Here is a 21877-nt window from a genome sequence, read left to right as displayed (position 1 = left end):
CGGGTGCTCCCCGAACCGGCCACCGCACCGTCGCCGACCCCTCAGATCTCAGTGCCGGTCGCGCGGATCGCGGCCGTGGCCGTGCACCTGGCCGAGCGGACTGTCGACGTCGCCGAGGCCGAGCGGGCGTTGCACCGCCGCAACCCCCTGGTCGTGCCCCGCATCCCGATGGTCGCCCGCCTGACCGGCGTCAGGCAGGTCCACGTCCTGCGCGACGACGAGCAGGCGTCCGACCTGGCGGTCGCCGCGGCGCGCCGGCTGCTGGACGCCGAGGGCCTCGGGCCGGAAGACGTCGACCTGCTCCTGTTCGCGTCCGCCAGCCAGGACATGGTCGAGCCCGCGACGAGCCACATCGTCGCCGCCAAGCTCGGCGTCCGCGCGCCGGTCATGGACGTGAAGAACGCCTGCAACTCCGTGCTCAACGGCATCGAGGTGGCCGAGGCGCTCATCGGCACGGGCCGGTACGCGCGGGTCCTCGTCGCGAGCGGCGAGGCGCCGTCGCGCGCGGTCCGCTGGGACGTGCCCGACCGGGCGACGTACGCGCTGTCCGCGCCCGGCTACACGATGTCCGACGCCGGCGCCGCCGTGCTCGTGGAGGCCGTCTCGGTGGCGGACGAGGTCGAGGCGGAGCTCGCGGGGAACGCCGGGGACGCGCGACCGCCGTCGGGCATCCTGGCGTCCGCGTTCGCGGCCGAGTCCGCGCACTGGGACGTGGGGATGCTGCCCGGGGGCGGCACGGCGCACCCGCGCGACGCCGACCGGAGCTACTTCGAGATCGACGGTTCCCGGCTGCGCGACGTGTTCCTCGCGCTCGGGACCGGGACGGTGCGCGAGGCGCTGGGGCGGGCCGGGATCGGCTGGGACGACGTCGCGCTGGTCGCCGTGCACCAGGTCGCCGTGTCGTACCTCGCCGACGTGCACGCCGCCCTCGGCGTGCCCGCCGACCGCACGATCGTGACCGTCGCCGACCACGGCAACGTCGCCTCCGCGTCGCTGCCGCTGCAGCTCGTGACCGCGCTGGAGACGGGGCGGCTGCACCGCGGCGACGTCGTCGTGCTCGTGGGCCTGGCCGGCGGGATCAGCATGGGGGTCATGGTGGTGCGCTGGTGAGCACGGGAGAGCCGCTGGCCGTCGTCGTACCCGCCCTGAACGAGGCGCACCCGGGCGGGCTGCGCGCCACGCTCGAGGCGCTGCACGCCCAGGAGGACGACGACTTCGACCTCGTCGTGGTGGACAACGGCTCGACCGACGGCACCGGCGACGTCGCGCGTGCCGCGGCCGCGGAGTGGGGCCGGGGGCGCTGGCGTGTCGTCGACGAGCCGGTCAAGGGGACGGGGGCCGCCGCCGACACCGGGATGCGGGCGGCGATCGCGGGGGGCGCGGTGCTGCTCGCCCGGACCGACGCCGACTGCCTGCCGCCGCCCACGTGGACGCGGGACGTGCGCCGGGCGTTCGCGTCCGGGGACGAGCTGGTCGCGGGGCGGCTCGTGCCGCGCACTGACGACCGGCCCGTGTCGGGCTTCCAGCAGGGCGCGCTGGCGGCGGCGCTCGCGGTGGCGAGCGCGTTCGGCAAGGTGCGGCCGGGCAACCGCGACGACGGGTACCTCGGGCCGTACGTCATGACGCCGGGCTGCAACATGGCGATCACGGCCGCGCTGTACGAGGCGGCGGGCGGCTTCCCGCGCACCCGCATCGAGGACCTGCACGAGGACCGCGCGCTGGTCAACGCGGTGCGCCGGATCACGACGCGGTACGGGGCGCACCCGGAGGTGTGGGTGCTCGCGTCGACGCGCCGGGTGCATGCCTGGGGGCTGCTGCGGACGCTCGGCTGGTACGCCGACCACCGGTACCGCCCCGAGATGGTGGACATCCGGTGAGCGTCGCCATCGGAAAAAGTGTGCCAAGCGTAGGAGACCGGCCCGAGGCCCCCTGGGAGGAGCGGGTCCAGCGGGCCGCGCACCCGCTGGCCTACCCGGCCCTGCGTTCGCTGCGGCACCGCCCGGTCGTCCGCCTGCCGCGCGTCGGCGTCGTCGTGAACGACGCCTCGCTCGCCCGGGAGGTCCTGCTCGACCTCGAGAGCTTCTCGAAGGTCGGCCCGGGCGCGCCGTCGGACCTCTGGACGCCCGTCCTCGGCCCGTCCGTCCTGCTCAACATGGAGGGCGCCGAGCACGCCTCCCTGCGTCGTGCCCTCGGCCCGCTGTTCAGCCCGCGCTCGGTGCGGGAGCTGGTCGGGTCCGTGGCGCCCGACGACGGCGCACCCGAACCCGCGGTCGCCCGGCTCGCCGAGCGGCTCGCGGCGGGCGAGACGGTCGACCTCGCCGAGACGGTCACCGCGCTCGCGGGCACGGTCATCTGCCGGATGGTCGGGCTGAGCCCGACCGACGCGGCCGTTCGCGAGTCGATCGCGGCGGCGCAGTCGATCACGGGCCTCGTCCGCCTGCACCGGCGCGGCCTGACCGCCGGGCAGGTGGCGCGCGCCCGCGAGGTGCTCGGCCGCCTCGTCGCCCCGGCGCGCGCCGCCTACGCCGCGGGCGACCCGGCCACGGTGCCCGGCCGGATGCGCGAGCTGGGGCTCAGCGAGCGCGAGGCGACGGGCGCGGTGGGCGCGTTCGTGCTGACCGGGACCGAGACGATCCAGTCGTTCCTGCCGCGGCTGCTGGCGATCGCTCACGACACGGGTCGCACGGGGTGGCTGCTGGCCGCCGACGCCGACGGACGCCGTCGCGCCGTCGAGGAGGGGTTGCGCGTGACCGTCCCGACCCCCGCGATGCTGAGGGCCGTCCGCCGCGAGACGCAGGTGGGTGACCTGCGCGTCGGCACGGGGGACCGGGTCGTGATCGCGACAGTGAACTGCTGCCGCGCGGCGGGCGGTTTCGACCCGGACCGGCCCGTCGACCCAGCGGTGCGCCATCTGTGGTTCGGCGCCGGGCCGCACTTCTGCCTCGGCATGCCGCTCGCCCTCGCGCAGGTCGACGTCGTGCTCGACGCGCTCGCCCCCCTCGCCGCCGCCGGCCGCGTACCGCGCGTGGGCCGGCGCCGCGTCGCACGGGGCGTCCTCGTGCCCGCCTACCGCTCGCTCGAGCTGACACTGGAACCGGAGGTCGGGTGACCGGCGCGCAGTACACCACAGAGCACTTCGTCACCCGTCTGCTCGAGGCCGTCGCCGACGGGCGGACCGATCCCCAGGCCGTCGCGCTGCGGTGGGTCGGACGGCGGTCCGGGACCGTGACCTACGGGCGGCTCGCCCGGCAGATCGAGCGGACGGCCGCCGCGCTGCGCGCCGAAGGGCTCCGGCCGGGCGACCGGGTGCTGTTCAGCATCCGGCCCCGGCCCGAGGGCGTGATGCTCTGCCTCGCGGTGCTGGCCGCGGGCGGGTCGAACGTGTTCGTCGACCCGGGCTCGACGCCCGAGCTGTTCGCCGCGCGCCTCGCCGCCGCCCGTCCGCGGTGGGCGGCGACCGAGGCCCTGCTCTACGCGGCGTCGTCCCGCCCGCTGCGCCGCCTCGCCCGGTCTCGCGGTCTCCTCCTGCCCGACTACGGGCGGCTGCCGGTCCGCCACCTGTATTCGGGGGCGTGGCTGCCCGGGGTGCCGCGCGGCGCCCGCCGCATCGCCCGCCTCGCGTCGAGGCGGGGGCAGGAGGTCCCCGTCGGGCCGAGCCCCGACGCGGAGGCACTCGTCGTCTTCACGTCGGGCACCACCGCGGACCCGCGTGCAGTCGTCCACACCGCGAGCACGCTCGGCGGCGGCCTGGACCTGTTCCGGCAGGTCGTGGACCTGTCCGCGGGCCAGACGGTGCACACCGACCAGATGTCGATCGGCCTGCCGGCGCTGCTCGCGGGCGCCACGTGGGAGATCCCGGCGCGGACGCCGGGCCGGGACCCGGTCGCGTTCGCGCGCGGCGCCGCCGGCGCGGACGCCTCGTTCCTCGTGCCTGCGGACGCGACCGCTCTGCTCGACGCCGTCGAGGCCGGGCGGGTCCCGCCGCGAGCGCCGCGCACGGTGCTGCTCGGGGCCGCGCCGGTGCGCAAGGCACTGCTGCGCCGGGCGCAGGCCCTGCTGCCGGGCACGCGATGGCTCGCGGTGTACGGGGCGACGGAGATGCTGCCCGCGGCGGCGGTGGAGGCCGAGGAGAAGCTGGCGGCCGACGTCGACGGCGATCTCGTCGGCGCACCCCTGGCCGGGGTGTCCGCGATCCTCGACTTCTCGGGGCACGAGGACTCCGAGCCCGACCCGGACGGCACCGGGGAGGGCCGCCCGGTGGGCGAGCTCGTGCTGTCGGGCCCGTCGCTCATGGCGGGCTACCTCGCGGACCTCGACACGGGCGCACCCCGCGCGAAGGAGCACCGGACCGGGGACCTGGCCTGGTTCGACGACGCCGGCCGCATCGTCCTCGTGGGCCGGACCCGCGACATGATCATCCGCGGCACGCTCAACATCTACCCCGGGCTGTACGAGCCGCGGTTGCGGGCGCTGCCCGGTGTCGGCGAGGCGCTCCTCGTGGGTGTGCCGGTGCCGGACGGCGACGAGCGGGTGGTGCTCGTGGTGGTCTCGGACGAGAGCGAGCCGGTGGACGAGGTCGTCGTCGGCACAGGGACGCTGCTGGCCCGGGCGGTGGAGGCCCGGCTCCCCGACGTGCTGGACCACGGCGCCCTGCCCGACCTCGTCGTCGAGGTGTCGCACGTCCCGCTCGCCGGCCGCTCGCGCAAGCCGGACCGGCGGTCGCTCGCGGCCCTGGTCGCGCCGCTGCTGGCCGCCGCGCAGCAGGGCGACGAGGGGGCGCGCGGATGAGGGTCGCGGTCACGGGCGCCTCGGGGTTCGTGGGCGGCGCGGTCGTACGAGACCTTGCGACCCGGGGCCACGAGGTGCTCGCCTTCGCGCGCCGGGTCCCGGCGTGGCCGGTGCCTGCCTCCGTCACCGTCCATCTCTGGGACCTGCGCACCGGTCCGCTGCGGAAGGACGTGCTGCAGGACGCGGGCGAGGTCGACGCCGTGGTGCACGCGGGCGCGGCTGTCGGCGACGGCGGCTCGCACGCCCGGGCGTGGCTGGTGAACGTCGAGGGCACGTGCGCGGTGCGGGAGACGTTCCCGCGGGCCCGGTTCGTGCACGTGTCGTCGGGCAGCGTGTACGACCCGCACCTGCCGAGCGTGCGGGTGCGCGAGGACGACGCCCCGCCGTCGGGCACGGGCGAGGTGCGCTACCTCAACGCGTACGCGCGGACGAAGGCGGCCGCCGAGCGCTACCTGGCGGCGGACGCCGCCCGGGAGGACCGGGGGCCGGTCGTCGTGCTGCGTCCCCACGCCGTCTACGGGCCGGGCGACACGACGCTGCTGCCGCGGCTCGAGCGCGCGGTGCTCGGCCGGTGGCTGCCGCTGCCCGGGGGCGGCGAGGTGCTGCAGCACCTGACGCACGTCGACACCCTGGCCACCGCCGTCCGCGCGGCGCTGGTCGCCGACCTGACGCCGGAGGTCGCGGTGGGCCGGGCGCTCGTCGTGAACGTGGCGGACGCGGAGCCGGTCGTGCTCCGCGAGATCGCCGAGCTGCTGATGTTCGCCCGGCACCGCCGGGTCCGGGTGGTGCCGGTGCCGCTCGAGGCGGCGGTGCGCGCGGCGACGGCGAGCGAGCGGGTGGCTCGGTGGCTGCGGCGGGAGCCGCGGCTGTCCCGGTACGCGCTCAGCCACCTCGCGCTGGAGCGCACGTACGACCTCACGGTGCTCCGCGAGCGCCTCGGGGTGGAGCCTCCCGAGACGTCGGTGCGGGGGGCGATGGGCTGGTAGCGGCGCGGCCGCCGTCGGCCCCACGGGCGGGCCGGTCTCGGATCGTGGGACGTCCGGCTCGTCGGGTGACACCGCCGAGACATCGGCGTAGTGTGCGGGGCGTGCAGACGATCCTTCTCGTAGTACTTCCTGAGCGCGCCGGCTGAGGCCCACGCACAGGCTTCGTCAGCGCGCTCACCCCTCGACCGTCCTCACACGAGGACCGAGGGGCTTTTTGTTGTCACGATGGTTTGTAGAGCCCCCGGGTGAGGATCCCCGGGAGCGCGACGGCAGGAGACACCGATGGCAGGCACACCGACACCCTCGCAGGTCGCCGCCCGTGCTGAGGCGCGGGCCGAGGTGCGCGCAGAGCTGCGCGCCCGCGGCGTCGGGCGGCCCTCGCCGGTAGCCCCGGCGACGAGCGGGCCGCGCATCGGACCCGAGGAGGTCACGGGCGCGCAGTCGATCGTCCGGTCGCTCGAGGAGGTGGGCGCGGAGGTCGTCTTCGGCATCCCCGGGGGCGCGATCCTGCCGACCTACGACCCGCTCATGGACTCCGAGCGCCTCCGCCACATCCTCGTGCGCCACGAGCAGGGCGGCGGCCACGCCGCGTCCGGCTACGCGCACGCCACGGGGCGCGTCGGCATCACGATGGCGACGTCGGGCCCGGGCGCCACGAACCTGGTCACGCCGCTGGCGGACGCCCACATGGACTCGATCCCGATGGTCGCGATCACGGGCCAGGTCGGCGCGGCGATGATCGGCACGGACGCCTTCCAGGAGGCGGACATCGTGGGCATCACGATGCCCGTCACCAAGCACAGCTACCTGGTGACCGACCCGGACGAGATCCCGCGCACCATCGCGGAGGCGTTCCACATCGCGTCCACCGGGCGGCCCGGCCCCGTCCTGGTCGACATCGCGAAGTCCGCGATGCAGGCGCGGACCACGTTCTCCTGGCCGCAGGAGCTGCAGCTGCCCGGGTACCACCCGGTGACGAAGCCGCACGCCAAGCAGATCAAGGAGGCGGCCCGCCTCCTCGCCACCGCCAAGCGCCCCGTGCTGTACGTGGGCGGCGGCGTGATCCGCTCCGGCGCGTCGGACCTGCTGCGCCGGCTCGTCGACCTGTCGGGCGCGCCCGTGGTGACGACCCTCATGGCGCGCGGCGCCGTCCCGGACAGCCACCCGCAGCACCTGGGCATGCCCGGTATGCACGGCACCGTGCCGGCCGTCGCAGCCCTGCAGAAGGCCGACCTGATCTTCGCGCTCGGCGCGCGGTTCGACGATCGCGTGACCGGCGTGCTGTCGAGCTTCGCGCCGCACGCCGCGATCGTGCACGCCGACATCGACCCCGCCGAGATCGGCAAGAACCGGGCCGTGGACGTCCCCATCGTGGGCGACCTGCGCGAGGTCATCGGCGAGCTGCTGCCGGAGCTGGCCCGGGAGCACGACACGCACGGCCTGCCGGACCTCGAGGGCTGGTGGCGCCAGGTGGACGAGTGGCGGCACACGTACCCGCTGGGCTACACCGAGACTGCCGACGGCCTGCTCGCCCCGCAGCACGTCATCTCACGGCTGGGCCAGATCACCGGACCCGACGCGATCTACGTGGCGGGCGTGGGCCAGCACCAGATGTGGGCCGCGCAGTTCATCTCCTACGAGAACCCGCGCACCTGGATCAACTCGGGCGGCCTCGGGACGATGGGCTTCTCCGTCCCGGCCGCCATGGGCGCCAAGGTCGGCCGGCCCGACGCGACGGTGTGGGCGATCGACGGCGACGGCTGCTTCCAGATGACCAACCAGGAGCTCGCCACCTGCACGATCAACGAGATCCCGATCAAGGTGGCGATCGTCAACAACTCGTCGCTCGGCATGGTGCGGCAGTGGCAGACGCTGTTCTACGAGTCGCGCTACTCCAACACCGACCTGCACACGGGCCACGGCACCGCGCGCGTCCCCGACTTCGTCAAGCTCGCCGACGCGTACGGCTGTGAGGGCATCCGCGTCGAGAAGGCCTCCGAGGTGGACGACGCGATCAAGCGGGCGAACGAGATCGACGACCGCCCCGTCGTCGTCGACTTCACCGTGTCCCGCGACGCGATGGTCTGGCCGATGGTCGCGGCGGGCGTGAGCAACGACGACATCCAGTACGCGCGTGGCATCTCGCCCGCGTGGGACCGCGAGGAGTGAGATGAGCCGCCACACCCTGTCCGTGCTGGTCGAGAACAAGCCGGGCGTCCTCACGCGCGTCGCCGGCCTGTTCGCCCGGCGCGCCTTCAACATCCACTCCCTGGCCGTCGGGCCCACCGAGCACGAGGAGATCTCGCGCATCACCGTGGTCGTGGACGTGGAGGAACACCCGCTCGAGCAGGTCACGAAGCAGCTCAACAAGCTGATCCACGTGATCAAGATCGTGGAGCTCGACCCCGAGACCTCCGTGCAGCGCGAGCTGCTGCTCGTCAAGGTGCGCGCCGACGCGGCGTCGCGCGCGAGCGTGCTCGAGGTGGTGTCGTTGTTCCGTGCCAACGTCGTCGACGTCGTGCCGGACTCCGTGGTCATCGAGGCCACCGGCACCGCCGCCAAGCTCGGGGCACTCCTCGCTGCGCTGGAACCGTACGGTGTGCGCGAGATCGTCCAGTCCGGGACCCTGGCCGTCGGCCGGGGGGCCCGATCCATCACCGACCGGGCGCTCGACCGCGTCGCCCGGACCGCGTGATCACCACCTGAACCACCCACCAGATACAAGGAGCACCAACCGTGGCTGAGCTGTTCTACGACGACGACGCCGACCTCTCCATCATCCAGCAGCGCAAGGTCGCCGTGATCGGCTACGGCAGCCAGGGTCACGCGCACTCGCTGAACCTGCGCGACTCCGGCGTCGACGTCACCGTCGGCCTCCGCGAGGGCTCGCCGTCGCGTGAGAAGGCCGAGAACCAGGGCCTCAAGACGGCCACCGTGGCCGACGCCGTCGCCGGCGCCGACGTGGTCGTCATCCTCGCGCCCGACCAGGTCCAGCGTCACGTGTACGCCGAGGACATCGCGCCGAACCTGAAGGACGGCGCCGCCCTCGTCTTCGGGCACGGCTTCAACATCCGCTTCGGCTACATCAAGCCCGAGGCCGGCCACGACGTCGTCATGGTCGCCCCCAAGGGCCCGGGGCACCTGGTGCGCCGCGAGTACGCGGACGGCCGCGGCGTGCCCGTGATCGTCGCCGTGGAGCAGGACGCCTCCGGCGCCGCCTGGGAGCTCGCCCTGTCCTACGCCAGGGCGATCGGTGGCCTCCGCGCCGCCGGCATCAAGACCACGTTCACCGAGGAGACCGAGACCGACCTGTTCGGTGAGCAGGCCGTGCTCTGCGGCGGCGCGTCGCAGCTGGTCCAGTACGGCTTCGAGGTCCTCACCGAGGCCGGCTACCAGCCGGAGGTGGCGTACTTCGAGGTGCTGCACGAGCTCAAGCTGATCGTCGACCTCATGGTCGAGGGCGGCATCGCCAAGCAGCGCTGGTCCGTCTCCGACACCGCCGAGTACGGCGACTACGTCTCCGGCCCCCGCGTGATCTCGCCGGTGGTGAAGGAGAACATGAAGGAGGTCCTCGCGGACATCCAGTCGGGCGCCTTCGCCGCCCGCTTCATCGCGGACCAGGACGCCGGCGCGCCGGAGTTCAAGGAGCTGCGCGCCAAGGGCGAGGCGCACCCGATCGAGGCCACGGGCCGCGAGCTGCGCAAGATGTTCGCCTGGATCAAGCCGAACGACACGGACTACGTGGAGGGCTCGGCCGCGCGCTGACCCCCGTTCCGCACGGTGCCCGACGCCGGGCTGGTCGCCTTCTCCTGGGAGGCGACCGGCCCGGCGTCGGGCACCGTCGTTCATGATGCTGTGCTTGCCCCGGATAGGGCAGGATGTCCACCGTGAGCCAGGACTTCGACCCCGCGACCTTCGACCCCGCCGCCGTGCCCGCCGAGGAGGCGGCGCTCGCGGCTGAGGTGCTGACCTTCTGGGAGGGCGCGCGCCAGTACGCCGGGCTCGGCCGCACGAGCGTGGTCACGGGCGCCCTCGTGTCCGACACGGTGCCGCCGCAGGCCTGGTCCTTCGGGGGCGACGACTCCCTCGGAGACACGCTCGTCGAGGCGGTGCTCAGCGGGGCGAAGACGGCGACGTCGTCGGCTCTCTCCGACTACGAGGACGAGGAAGCCGCGCTGCCGCAGGCGGGCGAGCTCGCGATCGTGCTCGACGGCGCCGGCCACCCGCGCGCGCTCATCCGCACGACGGCCGTCGAGACGGTGCCGTTCAGTGACGTCACCGAGGAGTTCGCGCTGGCCGAGGGCGAGGGCGACGGCTCCCTCGAGGAGTGGCGCACCGAGCACGAGCAGTTCTTCCGCCGCACGCTGGGCGAGGGGCACGAGTTCTCCTTGGACCTGCCGGTGGTGTGCGAGAGGTTTGAGCTGCTCTACCCGAAGAAGTAGCGGCGCTCGCCGGGCGGCGCGGCCGGCGATGTCGCGAACGGGGTCGAGGCGCCAGCGGTACGTGGTCCGCTTCGATCACGGGGTTACGCACCATGGGACGTGCCGTCCGGTGCGCAACCGCGTGATCGAAGCGGACCTTGGCGCACAGGGAGTGTCGGTGGTCCGGCGTAGCGTCGTGCTCCGGGGCCTGCGCCGCGGGCTGCGAGCCGAGGAGGACCGATGGCGCTGCGCTGGTACTCGACCGTGGTGGAGTCCACAGACCACCGGAAGCTGGCCCGATGGTGGGCGGAGGCCCTCGGGTGGCAGGTGATCTTCGAGCTCGACTCGGAGGCGATCGTGGTGCCGCCGTGGGTGCTCGAGATGTCGAAGGAGCTGGAGTTCCACCGGGTGCCGCCGGGCTTCGTGTTCGTGCCGGTCGAGCACGAGAAGCAGGGCAAGAACCGGCTGCACTGGGACTTCGCGCCGCACACGAGCGACGACCGGGACGCGGAGATCGCCCGCCTCGTCGAGCTGGGGGCCACGGTCATCGACGTCGGCCAGCCGGCGGACGCTACCTGGACCGTGCTCGCCGACCCGGACGGTAACGAGTTCTGCGTCCTCTCCTCGCGTGAGCAGTGAGACGCACCGATGGGATGTCCGAGCCGTGAGACTCGCGTCTCAGACGGCGTCCGGGATGCGTAGGCTCGCTGCATGACGCAGAGCATCGATCTGGCGGTCGTCGCAGGCGACGGCATCGGCACGGAGGTCGTGGAACAGGGCCTCCTGGTCCTTGAGACGGCCCTGGCCGGCACGGACGCCAAGGTCGCCACCACGGAGTTCGACCTGGGGGCGCGCCGCTGGCACGCCACGGGCGAGACCCTCACGGACGAGGACCTCGCCGCGATCCGCACGCACGACGCGATCCTCCTCGGCGCCATCGGCGACCCGTCGGTGCCGAGCGGCGTCCTCGAGCGCGGCCTGCTGCTCAAGCTCCGTTTCGCGCTGGACCACTACGTGAACCTGCGCCCCGCCAAGCTGTTCCCAGGCGTGACCAGCCCGCTCGCGAACCCGGGCGAGATCGACTTCGTCGTCGTGCGCGAGGGCACCGAGGGCCCGTACGTGGGCAACGGCGGCGCGTTGCGCGTCGGCACGCCGCACGAGATCGCGACCGAGGTGTCGGTCAACACGGCATTCGGCGTGGAGCGCGTGGTGCGCGACGCGTTCGCCCGGGCCGCGGTCCGCCCGCGCAAGCACCTCACGCTCGTGCACAAGCACAACGTCCTCGTGCACGCGGGCCACCTGTGGCGCCGCACGGTCGAGGCCGTGAACGCCGAGTTCCCGGACGTCACCACGGACTACCTGCACGTCGATGCCGCGACGATCTTCCTCACGACGAACCCGAGCCGGTTCGACGTGATCGTCACGGACAACCTCTTCGGTGACATCCTCACCGACCAGGCCGCCGCCATCACGGGCGGCATCGGGCTCGCGGCCTCCGCGAACATCAACCCGGACCGCACCGCCCCCTCGATGTTCGAGCCGGTGCACGGCTCCGCGCCCGACATCGCGGGCCAGGGCAAGGCCGACCCCACCGCCACCGTCCTGTCCGTCGCCATGCTCCTCGAGCACCTGGGCCTCGACGCTCAGGCGCGTCGCGTCGAGGCGGCCGTCGCGGCCGACCTCGTGGAGCGCGCGGGCCGAGTACGCACCACGGCTGAGGTAGGCCGCGAGATCGCGGCCCGCGTAGCCGGGTAGCCGTCGTCCGACGGCGGAGCTCGGCCAGGTGCACCGGCCGAGCCCCCGTCGCGAGACGCAGGGCGGGGCCGGGCACACATCGCCCGGCCCCGCCTGTCACGTTACGGGGCCGGGCGTGGAAGACTTGTCCACGTCATCCGGTGAAAGGCCCCACTATGACCACCACGTCAAGCACCATCCTGCCCGCCGAGCTCGAGGACCTCGTGGCCCTCTTCGAGGTGTCGCGCACCGACGCGCCCACGTCCGACGAGGAGCGCGAGGCGAGCCTCCAGGCGCCGAAGTTCGGCACCGTCTTCACGGACCACATGGCACGCATCACGTGGCGCGCCGCCGACGGGTGGGTGGACCGCCGCGTCGAGCCGTACGGCCCGCTCCAGCTCGACCCCGCGACGGCGGTCCTGCACTACGCGCAGGAGATCTTCGAAGGTCTCAAGGCGTACAAGCACGCTGACGGCTCGGTGTGGACGTTCCGCCCCGACGCCAACGCGGCCCGGTTCGCCCGGTCCGCGCACCGGCTCGCGCTGCCTGCGCTGACTGTCGACGACTTCGTCGGCTCCCTCGCGGCCCTCGTGCGTACCGACGTCAGCTGGGTGCCGTCCGGCGAGGACTCCAGCCTGTACCTGCGCCCGTTCATGTACGCGTCGGAGCCGTTCCTCGGCGTGCGGCCGAGCGCCGAGGTCGAGTACCTGGTCATCGCGTCGCCCGTCGGCCCGTACTTCGCCGGCGGCGTGAAGCCCGTCTCCATCTGGGTCGCGGAGGACTACCACCGCGCGGGCCCCGGCGGCACCGGCGCGGCCAAGTGCGGCGGCAACTACGCGGCGAGCCTGCTGCCGCAGGTCGAGGCCCAGAAGAACGGCTTCGACCAGGTGTGCTTCCTCGACGCCGTGGAGGACAAGTACCTCGAGGAGCTCGGCGGGATGAACGTGTTCGTCGTGAAGGCGGACGGGTCCGTCCACACGCCGGAGCTCACCGGCTCGATCCTCGAGGGCGTGACGCGGTCGTCCATCCTGCAGCTTGTCGCCGACCGCGGCCACGAGGTCGTGGAACGGCGCATCCCCCTGGCCGAGCTGGTCAAGGGTCTCGCGTCCGGCGAGGTCGCGGAGGTCTTCGCGTGCGGCACCGCTGCGGTCGTGACCCCGGTGGGCCGGCTCGCCGGCAGCACGTTCGACCACGCGGTGGGCGGCGGCGGGGCGGGCGAGCTCACGATGGCCGTGCGCGCCGAGCTCACGGACATCCAGTACGGCCGGGCCGCCGACAGGCACGGCTGGATGCGCCGGCTCGCCTGAGCCCGCCGGCATGCAGCGCCTGACGCAGCGTGACCTGAATCGCACGACGCTGGCACGCCAGGCCCTGCTGGCTCGCGCCGACGGCACCGTCACGGACGTGATCGGTGCCGTCGGCGGGCTGCAGGCGCAGCACGCGCGGATGCCGTTCGTCGCGCTCTGGTCGCGGCGGCAGGACCAGCGGATCGCCGACCTCGACGACGCCGTGAAGGCGCGTCACGTGGTGAAGGCGCACCTGATGCGGTCGACCCTGCACCTGGTCCCGGCGCGCGACGTCGCCCTGCTCGACGCGGTCGCCGCGGAGCAGCGCCTCGCCACGTGGGTGCCGAGCGCCCGCCGTGCGGGACTCGACCTCGTCGAGCTCAACGCGGCCGTGCGGGAGTTCTGCGCCGAGCCGCGCAGGGTCGACGAGATCGAGGAGCACGTGGCGGGCCTGCACCCCGGGGTCGACGCCGCGGCGGCGATCCCCAAGGGCGTTACCCGCGCCTGGTGGCGGCTCGCGTCCGCGGGCGGCGGGCTCGTGCAGGTCCCGCCCGCCGGCACCTGGGCCGCCCGCGGTACGCCCCGCTACGGCGACGCGCGCGCCTGGGTGCGCTCCGCCGTCGGGCCGCCCGACGATCCCGAGGAGGCGCGGGCCGAGGTCCTCGCGCGCTACCTCGCGGCCTTCGGCCCCGTCTCGGCGGCCGACGCCGGTCGCGGCCTCGGGCTGGCGCGTCCCGGTCAGGTGAAGCGTGCCCTGGGCACGCTCGACCTGCGCACCTACGAGGGGCCGGACGGTCGCGAGCTCGTCGACCTCGCGTCGTCCGAGGTGGTGCCGGGCGACACCGCGGCGCCCGTCCGGTTCCTGCCCCGGTGGGAGCACCTGATGGTCGCGCTCGCCGTGCGCGACCGGATCATCGCTCCCGAGCTCGTTCCCGCCGTGTACAAGCGCAACGCGGACGTCCTCGCGACGTTCCTCGTTGACGGGACCGTGGCGGGGACGTGGGCGGTCGACGAGGCGGGGGAGCGCGCGGTCCTGCGTCTCGCACCCCTTGCCGACCTGCGGAAGCGCGACAAGGCGGCCGTCGCCGACGAGGCGGCGGAGCTGGTGCGGTACCTCGCGCCGGACGCCTTGTCGTGGGACGTCGCCTGGGACGCCTGACCGTCAGACGCGCTCGACCACCGTGCGTGCCAGGACGCCCGTGAGCAGCGACCACACGGCGGAACCGAGGATCACCCACACGATCGCCGTCAGGATGGCCGGCACCGGCTCAGGACTCCCGGCGAACGGCAGGGTCGCCAGGATCACGGTCGCGAGCGCCACGATCCAGCCGAAGAATGTCCGAGGTCGCGGCGTGCTCAGGACGAAGATGTTCAGCACGATCGCCGCGACGAGCGCGAACGTCGCGCACGCCACCGCCCAGCCGGCATGGTCGGAGCCCGCGCCGAACAGGTCGGGCGGGGCCTGGAGGTCGAGGTTGAGGACGTCCTGGATCACGAAGGTCGCTGCGAGGCCGAACAGAGCGGCCACGAGCGTCGTCGCGAGCGCGCCGGACCAGTACCGGCCGATCTCGAGTCCCAGCCGGGGGTCCTCGGTGCCGGTCGTCGCAGGGCGGTGGTCGTGCCGGGGCGCATCGGGGTCGAGGCCGTCGTCGGGGACGTGCCCGAGGAAGCGGGCGTCGGCCGGGCCGTCGCGATGTTGCGGCGGGACGGACGGCGGGGGCGTGTGCGAACCGCCCGGATTGCCCGGAACGGCGCCGTATGGACGGGTGGGGTCGCTCATGGTGGAACCTCCCGAGTTCAGCCGGACTCTCCCAGTCGAACACGTCCCGGCCAGGTTCGCAGGAGGGACGCCGGGGGAAATGACGGCGACCGTGTCGGTGGTCGCGTCTACCGTGGCCTCATGAGCGAGGGGACAGCTGACGACGTGCTGCTGGAAGCGCGCGGTCTGACGAAGATGTTCGGCAGCTTCACGGCCGTCGAAAACGTCGACTTCGCGGTGCAGCGGGGCGAGCTGTTCGGGTTCCTGGGGCCCAACGGCGCCGGCAAGTCGTCGACGATGCGGATGATCGGCGCCGTGTCGCCCGCCACGTCCGGCACGCTCCGCGTCTTCGGGCTGGACCCGGCCGCCGACGGACCGCGGATCCGCGCCAGGCTCGGCGTGGTGCCCCAGGAGGACCAGCTCGACCAGGAGCTGACGGTCCAGGAGAACCTGTGGGTCTACGGGCGGTACTTCGGGCTGTCGCGCGCCCAGGTGAAGGAACGGACAGCCGGGCTGCTGGAGTTCGCGCAGCTCTCGGAGCGCGCGAAGGACCGGGTCGAGCCGCTGTCCGGCGGTATGAAACGGCGGCTCACGATCGCCAGGTCGCTCATCAGCTCACCCGAGCTGCTGCTGCTCGACGAGCCGACGACGGGCCTGGACCCGCAGGCGCGGCACCTGCTGTGGGACCGGCTCTTCCGGCTCAAGCGGCAGGGCGTCACCATCATCCTGACGACGCACTACATGGACGAGGCGGAGCAGCTCTGCGACCGGCTCGTCGTCATGGACCACGGCAGGATCGTCGCGGAGGGGTCGCCGCGGTCCCTCATCGAGCAGTACTCCACGCGGGAGGTGCTCGAGCTGCGGTTCGACGCCCACGACCACGCGGAGTACGCGGGCAAGCTCGCCGGGATCGGCGAACGGGTCGAGGTCCTCCCCGACCGCCTCCTCGTCTACACCGAGGACGGTGACGCGGCCGCTGCGGCCGTGCACTCGCGCGGCCTCGCCCCGCTCTCGTCGCTCGTGCGCCGCTCCACGCTCGAGGACGTGTTCCTGCACCTCACCGGCCGGACGCTGGTGGACTGACGATGAGCCAGCAGACCGACGTCTTCGCGGGTCGCGGCGCGCACGGCGTCCGCCCGCCCCTGAGCACGGCCGAGCGGATCGGTTCCGTGGTGTGGTACCAGGTCGTCGTCTACAAGCGCACGTGGCGCGGCACGATCATCAGCCGCTTCGTGTCGCCGCTGTTCTTCCTGCTCTCCATGGGCATCGGCCTCGGCAGCCTCGTCGACGCGCGGTCCGGCGGGGTCGGGGGCGTGCCCTACCTGCAGTACCTGGTGCCCGCGATCGTCGCGGTGCAGGCCATGTGGGTCTCGATCGGCGAGTCGACCTACGCGGTGCTCGGCAACCTCATGTGGGACCGGATGTACCAGACGATGCTCGGCACGCCCCTGCGCGTGCGGGACGTCCTCGCCGGCCACATCTCCGCGGTGGTGGGCCACATCGCGATGGCGAGCGTCATCTTCGTCGCCGTCGCGGCCGCGTTCGGCGGCTTCTCGAGCTGGGGCGCGGTGTGGTGCGTGCCGGTCGCGGTGCTCACCGGGCTGGCGTTCACGGTGCCGGTGTTCGCGTTCACGGCCACGCAGGAGTCGGACAGCGGGTTCAACATCCTGTTCCGCCTGGTGGTGACGCCCCTCATGCTGTTCTCCGGCACGTTCTTCCCCGTGGAGAGCCTGCCGGTGTGGCTACAGCCGATCGCCTGGGTCACGCCGTTGTGGCACGGCGTGGAGGCGAGCCGCGCTGTCGCTCTCGGCACGGTGGACCCGCCGTGGCTGGCGCTGCACCTCTCGGTGCTGGTGGCGTTCGTGGTGGTGGGCTGGGTGCTCGCGGTGCGGTTGTTCACGAGGAGGCTGGTGAAGTGACCGGGACGACGACGGCGACCGTCCCGCTGGCGGTGCGCATCTCGCGCCTCGTGCCGATCCCGGCGGGCGCGGGGATGGCGAGGATGCTCGTCGAGCGCAACGTCCGGGCGTACAAGCACGGCTGGATCGCCCTGGCCACGGGGTTCGCCGAGCCCGTCATGTATCTGTTCTCGCTCGGCATCGGCATCGGTGCCCTGGTGCAGACGGTCACGACCGACTCAGGCGCTCAGGTGACGTACGCAGTGTTCGTCGCGCCCGCGCTGCTCGCGTCGTCCGCGATGAACGGCGCGGTCTTCGACTCGACGTTCAACGTGTTCTGGAAGCTGCGCTACGCGAAGCTCTACGACGCCGTGCTCGCCACGCCGCTCGGGCCGCGCGACGTCGCCGTCGGCGAGATCGCGTGGTCGCTCGTGCGGGGCGCGCTGTACTCGGCGCTGTTCCTCGTGGTTGCGCTGCTCGCGGGCGTGGTCACCTCCTGGTGGGCGCTCCTCGCACTCCCCGCGGCCGTGTTCATCGGTTTCGCCTTCGCGGCGGTGGGGATGTTCGCCACGACGTTCATGCGGTCGTGGACCGACTTCGAGTGGATCAACCTCGCGATCCAGCCCATGTTCCTGTTCAGCGCCACGTTCTTCCCGCTGTCGACGTACCCGCCCGCGCTGCAGTGGCTGGTCCAGCTCACCCCGCTGTACCACGGGGTCGCGCTCGAGCGGGCGCTCATGCTGGGGGAGGTGAGCACCGGCGTGCTGTGGAACCTCGCCTACCTGACGGCGCTCGGCGTCCTCGGCGTCCTCGGGACGGCGCGGCGGCTGGAGCACCTCCTGCTGCGCTGAGCCGTCGAGGCGGTCCGGTGCGCGGGAGGCCCGTGCCTGATCGCCGCGGATGTGGCACCATGTGGCGCATGACACCGCGCGTACCCCTGCGACTGGCGCACATCATCGTGTAGCGCGTCCGGCACAAAACCGCCGGCCGCGCCGACCTTCCGTACCTGGGGGGTCTTTTTCTTTGCCCCGGGACCTGGCCTCGAGACTGACCTCGCGGACCCCGTCCCCCGAAGCACTGGTGGGAGAAGCATGAGCACGGCACCCTCGGACACGTTCCACGTGTACGACACGACCCTCCGTGACGGCGCGCAGCAGGAGGGCATGAACCTGTCGGTCGCGGACAAGCTCGCGATCGCCCAGCTCCTGGACGACCTCGGCGTCGGCTTCATCGAGGGTGGCTGGCCGGGCGCGGTGCCCAAGGACACGGACTTCTTCGCGCGCGCCAAGAAGGAGCTCACGCTCCGCAACGCCCAGCTCGCGGCCTTCGGAGCCACCCGCCGTGCGGGTGTGCGCGCCTACGACGACCCGCAGGTCCGTGCCCTGCTCGACGCCGACACGCCGGTCGTGACGCTCGTCGCGAAGTCCGACGTGCGGCACGTCGAGCGGGCCCTGCGCACCACGCGCGAGGAGAACCTCGCGATGATCACCGACACGGTCGCGTTCCTCGTGGGCGAGGGCCGCCGCGTCGTGCTCGACGCCGAGCACTTCTTCGACGGGTACCGGTACGACAGCGCGTACGCGCTCAGCGCCGTCGACGCGGCGTTCTCGGCCGGCGCGGAGGTGGTCACGCTGTGCGACACGAACGGCGGGATGCTGCCCAGCTGGGTGGGTGAGATCACGGCGGAGGTGAGCTCCGCCGTCGGACACGAGGCCCTCGCCTCCGGGGCGGTCCGCCTCGGCATCCACGCGCACAACGACTCCGGGTGCGCCGTCGCCAACTCGCTCGCGGCCGTCGAGGCCGGCGCCACCCACGTCCAGGGCACCGTCAACGGCTACGGGGAGCGCACCGGAAACGCCGACCTGGTCGCCGTGGTCGCCAACCTCGAGCTCAAGCGCGGCATGACCCTGCTCGCCGGGAACGGCCTGCGCGACGCGACCCGCATCGCGCACGCCATCAGCGAGGTCACGAACATCTCGCCGTTCGCCCGCCAGCCGTACGTCGGCGCGAGCGCGTTCGCGCACAAGGGCGGGCTGCACGCGTCGGCGATCCGGGTGGACCCGGACATGTACCAGCACACCGACCCCACCTCGGTGGGCAACGACATGCGCATGCTGGTGAGCGACATGGCGGGCCGGGCGTCCATCGAGCTGAAGGGCCGCGAGCTGGGCTTCGACCTGGCGGGCCAGGCGGAGCTGCTCGCCCGGGTCACCAACCGGGTCAAGGACGGCGAGGCCGCCGGCTACACGTACGAGGCGGCCGACGCGTCGTTCGAGCTGGTCCTGCTCGAGGAGATGGGGCAGCGCCCCGGCTACTTCTCTGTCGAGTCGTGGCGCACCATCGTGGAGACCGTGCCGGGCCGGGCAGCGGGCCCCGACGCCGAGGCCCTCGCCGAGGCGACGGTCAAGCTGAGCGCCGGTGGCGAGCGGCACGTGTCGACGGGTGAGGGGAACGGCCCGGTGAACGCGCTCGACCAGGCGCTGCGCGACGCGCTGACGCGGGTCTACCCGGAGATCGAGCGGTTCGAGCTCATCGACTTCAAGGTGCGCATCCTGGACAGCGAGCAGGGCACCGATGCGACCACGCGCGTGCTCATCGAGCACACGGACGGGGTGCGGTCGTGGTCCACGGTGGGTGTCGGCCCGAACGTCATCGAGGCGGCCTGGGAGGCCCTCACGGACGGGCACGTGTACGGGCTGCTCAAGGCGGGCGTCGAGCCCCTCTGAGGCACGCCGGCCGACGGCCGGCGCCGCCCGTCACTGGTGGCGTCGGCCGTCCGGCTCGTCCTGGTGCACGGCCGCCCAGGTGCGCTTGAGCGCGACCTGCGTGCGGTCGAACTGCTGCTGCGCGACGCGGACGAAGAGGAAGTCGACGACCGCGAGCTGCGCGATACGACTCGACATGGCGCCGGCCCGGAACTGCGTCTCGCGGGCGGCCGTGGCGAGCACCAGGTCGGACGCCTCGGCGATCGCGGCCTGCGGGTAGTTCGTGATCGACGCCGTCGTCGCCCCGCGCTCGTGCGCGATCGCGAGGGCGCGGACCGTCTCCGGAGTGCGCCCGGAGTGGGTCACGGCGATCGCCACCGAGCCTGGTTCGAGGAGAGACGCGGACGCGAGCTGCTGGTGCGCGTCGGGGGACGAGAAGACGTACAGGCCGATGCGCTGCAGCTTCATCGCGAGGTCCTGTGCCGCGAGGCTGGACGAGCCCACGCCGTAGACGTCGATGCGCGGCGCCGCCGCGAGGGCCTTCGCGACGTTCTCCAGAGCGGCGCGGTCGAGTCCCCGCGCGGTCTCCTCGATGGTCCGGGCCTCGTGGTGGGCGATCTTGTTGATGACGTCGTTGACGCCGTCCTCCTGGTTGATCTCGCCCTGGGCGATGCCCGAACGCTCCAGCTCGACCATGCGGCGGCTCGTCGCCTGCGCCAGGTCGATGCGGAACTCCGGGTACCCGGCGTAGCCCACCGCGCGGCAGAACCGCACGACGGTCGCCTGCGAGGTGTCGGCGTGCCCAGCCAGCTCGGTGATCGTCGACCCCACGACGGTGTCGGGGTCGTCGAGGACCGTCTGCGCCACCCGCGCCTCGGCGGGGCGCAGCGTCGGCAGCGCTCGCTCGAGCCGGACGAGCACGTCACCTGTCATGAGGCGTCTCCTGAAGGTCGGGCCGGGCCATGCTGCCCGTACGGATGTCCGGGCAGGTTGTGCCGGTCGGCTCGGTCGACCGGGAGCTCGGTCGCGGACAGCTCGGCCACGAGCGTGTCAGCGCCCATGTCGGCGGGACCGCCGGCCGCGCCGCGCCCATCGATCCGGACCGTGAGCCATGGACGGTATCCCACCACCTTGGCGGGCACCTCCGCCAGCCGTCGGGCCAGGTGGAGGGCTCCGTCGAGCGGAGTGCCCGCGCTGGGGACGAGCTGCACGTCCGGCCGCTCCTCCGCGAGGTTCTCGGCGAGCGAGCGCGTCAGGGGCGACTCCTCCTGCACGAGACGTCCCGTGGTCGAGGCGAGCGCGGGGATCCCCGGGGCGAGGGCGGTCGCGAGCGTCGTGGCCAGGTGCTTGCCGGCCTCGTGCAGGATCCGCTGCGACATCTCGTCGCCCTCCTGCGCGGCGCGCATCACCTCGGGCGTGAACGACGCGAGCTTCCGAGCACGGTCGGCGCTCATGTAGAGCTGGGCGGGCCAGCTCGGCACCGGCCCGAGGCGGGCGAGGGCGGCGTCGAGGAGCCGCTTGGAGCCGCCGCGGGGGCGTCCGTCGTGCGCCGCCGTCGCGGCGCGCAGCGCCTCGCCGCCGATCCACACGCCGGCCCCCAGGTCGCCGAGGAGGTGGCCCCAGCCGTCGGCGCGGTGCCAGCGACCGGACCTGTCGAATGAGAACGCGACGGCGCCGGTCCCGACGGCGAGCACTGCGCCGGCGCGCCCGCGCAGTGCGCCCAGGTGGGCGGTCAGCGCGTCGCCGGCCACGGCCGTGCGGTTGGTGAACAGCTCGCGGGCGAGCACGTCGTGCACCTCGCCGGGGCTGGGCACGAGCGACGTCAGGCCCGTGACGCCCACGGCGGCCGCGGACACGTGAGGCCTGCCCTCGCGCGCCGGGTCGCCGGGCTGTCCGGTGCGGGCCGCCCATGCCGTGAAGGAACGGCACAGGGACGCGACGACCTCGGAGGCGTCGCTGCCGGTCGGCAGGATCCGTACGGGCCGGCCCTCGAGCTGGATGCGCTCGGGCTCCGGACCGTGCTTCAGCTCCGCGACAAGCCGGGACCCGCTGCCACCGACATCGAGCGCGACGTTCCACGTCTCGGCCCAGCCTTCGGCCGCCGGATCGTCTGCCCCCCGTGTGATATCGCTCACCGACCCATTCTGGCACGAAGTTTCGCCAAGAATGGATAAAGAACAAAACAAATCATTGCCACATCGCGGGTGAATTTCACCCGCTGCTTCTTCATGCCGGGTAATGCACAAGCCTGCCCGAATTACTCAGGCTGCCCGACGGCGGAGCGCGGCCGGGTCCGCTGT

The 21877-nt window shown here is 73.2% G+C and carries 20 protein-coding genes; 17 read left to right on the top strand and 3 right to left on the bottom strand.

Annotation, left to right across the window (positions count from 1 at the left end; genetic code table 11):
* The first annotated feature begins 3 nt into the window (after positions 1 to 3).
* The 13 genes from L1785_RS12570 (at position 4) to L1785_RS12510 (ending at position 14374) form a co-directional block, all read left to right on the top strand.
* Positions 4 to 1110 (top strand): 3-oxoacyl-ACP synthase III family protein, encoded by a 1107-nt coding sequence (locus L1785_RS12570; RefSeq protein ID WP_236089610.1) that lies wholly within the window; start codon positions 4 to 6, stop codon positions 1108 to 1110.
* The gene (locus L1785_RS12565; RefSeq protein ID WP_236089609.1) at positions 1107 to 1877 is read left to right on the top strand and encodes a glycosyltransferase family 2 protein; all 771 of its coding nucleotides are present in this window, start codon (positions 1107 to 1109) and stop codon (positions 1875 to 1877) included. The genes L1785_RS12570 and L1785_RS12565 overlap by 4 nt, the downstream gene beginning before the upstream one ends.
* Entirely contained in the window at positions 1874 to 3109 is a 1236-nt protein-coding gene (locus L1785_RS12560) for a cytochrome P450 (protein ID WP_236089608.1), read from the top strand. The genes L1785_RS12565 and L1785_RS12560 overlap by 4 nt, the downstream gene beginning before the upstream one ends.
* The gene (locus L1785_RS12555; protein WP_236089607.1) at positions 3106 to 4788 is read left to right on the top strand and encodes a class I adenylate-forming enzyme family protein; all 1683 of its coding nucleotides are present in this window, start codon (positions 3106 to 3108) and stop codon (positions 4786 to 4788) included. Before L1785_RS12560 ends, L1785_RS12555 begins: the two co-directional genes overlap by 4 nt.
* Positions 4785 to 5774, top strand: coding sequence for an NAD-dependent epimerase/dehydratase family protein (locus tag L1785_RS12550; protein WP_236089606.1), 990 nt, complete (start codon positions 4785 to 4787; stop codon positions 5772 to 5774). Before L1785_RS12555 ends, L1785_RS12550 begins: the two co-directional genes overlap by 4 nt.
* A 282-nt stretch (positions 5775 to 6056) precedes the next feature.
* Positions 6057 to 7943 carry an acetolactate synthase large subunit gene (locus L1785_RS12545; protein ID WP_236089605.1) on the top strand — a complete coding sequence of 629 codons (1887 nt, stop codon included), beginning with the start codon at positions 6057 to 6059 and terminating at the stop codon, positions 7941 to 7943.
* A gap of 1 nt (position 7944) precedes the next feature.
* A complete protein-coding gene (gene ilvN, locus L1785_RS12540) occupies positions 7945 to 8469 on the top strand; it encodes an acetolactate synthase small subunit (RefSeq protein ID WP_236089604.1) in 525 nt (174 codons plus the stop codon).
* Between the two features lie 41 nt (positions 8470 to 8510).
* Positions 8511 to 9539: a ketol-acid reductoisomerase gene (ilvC, locus tag L1785_RS12535; RefSeq protein ID WP_236089603.1), complete on the top strand. Its 1029-nt coding sequence runs from the start codon at positions 8511 to 8513 to the stop codon at positions 9537 to 9539.
* Between the two features lie 122 nt (positions 9540 to 9661).
* Entirely contained in the window at positions 9662 to 10216 is a 555-nt protein-coding gene (locus L1785_RS12530) for an ASCH domain-containing protein (RefSeq protein WP_236089602.1), read from the top strand.
* Positions 10217 to 10435: 219 nt separating this feature from the next.
* Positions 10436 to 10834, top strand: a complete 399-nt coding sequence (locus L1785_RS12525) for a VOC family protein (protein ID WP_236089601.1) — start codon at positions 10436 to 10438, stop codon at positions 10832 to 10834.
* Positions 10835 to 10906: 72 nt separating this feature from the next.
* A complete protein-coding gene (locus tag L1785_RS12520) occupies positions 10907 to 11950 on the top strand; it encodes a 3-isopropylmalate dehydrogenase (protein WP_236089600.1) in 1044 nt (347 codons plus the stop codon).
* A gap of 155 nt (positions 11951 to 12105) precedes the next feature.
* Positions 12106 to 13236 carry a branched-chain amino acid aminotransferase gene (locus L1785_RS12515; protein WP_236089599.1) on the top strand — a complete coding sequence of 377 codons (1131 nt, stop codon included), beginning with the start codon at positions 12106 to 12108 and terminating at the stop codon, positions 13234 to 13236.
* A 10-nt stretch (positions 13237 to 13246) separates the two neighbouring features.
* Positions 13247 to 14374, top strand: coding sequence for a winged helix DNA-binding domain-containing protein (locus L1785_RS12510; protein WP_236089598.1), 1128 nt, complete (start codon positions 13247 to 13249; stop codon positions 14372 to 14374).
* A gap of 3 nt (positions 14375 to 14377) precedes the next feature.
* On the opposite strand, the gene L1785_RS12505 is transcribed toward L1785_RS12510, so the two are convergent.
* Entirely contained in the window at positions 14378 to 14995 is a 618-nt protein-coding gene (locus L1785_RS12505; protein ID WP_236089597.1) for a hypothetical protein, read from the bottom strand.
* A 120-nt stretch (positions 14996 to 15115) separates the two neighbouring features.
* Here L1785_RS12505 and L1785_RS12500 point away from each other — a divergent pair, with 120 nt between their 5' ends.
* The 4 genes from L1785_RS12500 to cimA all read left to right on the top strand — a co-directional run bounded on the left by L1785_RS12500 (position 15116) and on the right by cimA (position 19598).
* Complete coding sequence (locus tag L1785_RS12500; RefSeq protein ID WP_236089596.1) at positions 15116 to 16057, top strand: ABC transporter ATP-binding protein; 942 nt, start codon at positions 15116 to 15118, stop codon at positions 16055 to 16057.
* A gap of 2 nt (positions 16058 to 16059) precedes the next feature.
* Positions 16060 to 16893, top strand: coding sequence for an ABC transporter permease (locus L1785_RS12495; RefSeq protein WP_236089595.1), 834 nt, complete (start codon positions 16060 to 16062; stop codon positions 16891 to 16893).
* Positions 16890 to 17723 (top strand): ABC transporter permease, encoded by an 834-nt coding sequence (locus L1785_RS12490; protein ID WP_236089594.1) that lies wholly within the window; start codon positions 16890 to 16892, stop codon positions 17721 to 17723. Before L1785_RS12495 ends, L1785_RS12490 begins: the two co-directional genes overlap by 4 nt.
* A gap of 240 nt (positions 17724 to 17963) precedes the next feature.
* Positions 17964 to 19598 (top strand): citramalate synthase, encoded by a 1635-nt coding sequence (gene cimA, locus L1785_RS12485; protein WP_236089593.1) that lies wholly within the window; start codon positions 17964 to 17966, stop codon positions 19596 to 19598.
* A 30-nt stretch (positions 19599 to 19628) separates the two neighbouring features.
* Here the strand turns inward: cimA and L1785_RS12480 are convergent, their stop codons facing one another.
* Together L1785_RS12480 and L1785_RS12475 are read right to left on the bottom strand one after the other, a co-directional pair.
* A complete protein-coding gene (locus L1785_RS12480; protein WP_236089592.1) occupies positions 19629 to 20510 on the bottom strand; it encodes a MurR/RpiR family transcriptional regulator in 882 nt (293 codons plus the stop codon).
* Positions 20507 to 21712, bottom strand: a complete 1206-nt coding sequence (locus L1785_RS12475; protein ID WP_236089591.1) for a BadF/BadG/BcrA/BcrD ATPase family protein — start codon at positions 21710 to 21712, stop codon at positions 20507 to 20509. The genes L1785_RS12480 and L1785_RS12475 overlap by 4 nt, the downstream gene beginning before the upstream one ends.
* Positions 21713 to 21877 lie beyond the last annotated feature (165 nt).

Origin of the sequence: Antribacter soli (assembly GCF_021568775.1) — a bacterium.
Classification (GTDB): domain Bacteria; phylum Actinomycetota; class Actinomycetes; order Actinomycetales; family Cellulomonadaceae; genus Antribacter; species Antribacter soli.
This window is presented reverse-complemented; position numbering and strand designations above follow the sequence as displayed.

Excerpts from the sequence above, each read along its gene's own strand:
- L1785_RS12500 (WP_236089596.1), top strand. The coding sequence starts at position 15,116 with ATGAGCGAGGGGACAGCTGACGACGTGCTGCTGGAAGCGCGCGGTCTG.
- cimA (WP_236089593.1), top strand. The coding sequence starts at position 17,964 with ATGAGCACGGCACCCTCGGACACGTTCCACGTGTACGACACGACCCTC.
- L1785_RS12525 (WP_236089601.1), top strand. The coding sequence starts at position 10,436 with ATGGCGCTGCGCTGGTACTCGACCGTGGTGGAGTCCACAGACCACCGG.
- L1785_RS12505 (WP_236089597.1), bottom strand. The coding sequence starts at position 14,995 with ATGAGCGACCCCACCCGTCCATACGGCGCCGTTCCGGGCAATCCGGGC.
- L1785_RS12480 (WP_236089592.1), bottom strand. The coding sequence starts at position 20,510 with ATGACAGGTGACGTGCTCGTCCGGCTCGAGCGAGCGCTGCCGACGCTG.
- L1785_RS12495 (WP_236089595.1), top strand. The coding sequence starts at position 16,060 with ATGAGCCAGCAGACCGACGTCTTCGCGGGTCGCGGCGCGCACGGCGTC.
- L1785_RS12545 (WP_236089605.1), top strand. The coding sequence starts at position 6,057 with ATGGCAGGCACACCGACACCCTCGCAGGTCGCCGCCCGTGCTGAGGCG.
- L1785_RS12515 (WP_236089599.1), top strand. The coding sequence starts at position 12,106 with ATGACCACCACGTCAAGCACCATCCTGCCCGCCGAGCTCGAGGACCTC.
- L1785_RS12550 (WP_236089606.1), top strand. The coding sequence starts at position 4,785 with ATGAGGGTCGCGGTCACGGGCGCCTCGGGGTTCGTGGGCGGCGCGGTC.
- ilvN (WP_236089604.1), top strand. The coding sequence starts at position 7,945 with ATGAGCCGCCACACCCTGTCCGTGCTGGTCGAGAACAAGCCGGGCGTC.
- L1785_RS12520 (WP_236089600.1), top strand. The coding sequence starts at position 10,907 with ATGACGCAGAGCATCGATCTGGCGGTCGTCGCAGGCGACGGCATCGGC.
- L1785_RS12510 (WP_236089598.1), top strand. The coding sequence starts at position 13,247 with ATGCAGCGCCTGACGCAGCGTGACCTGAATCGCACGACGCTGGCACGC.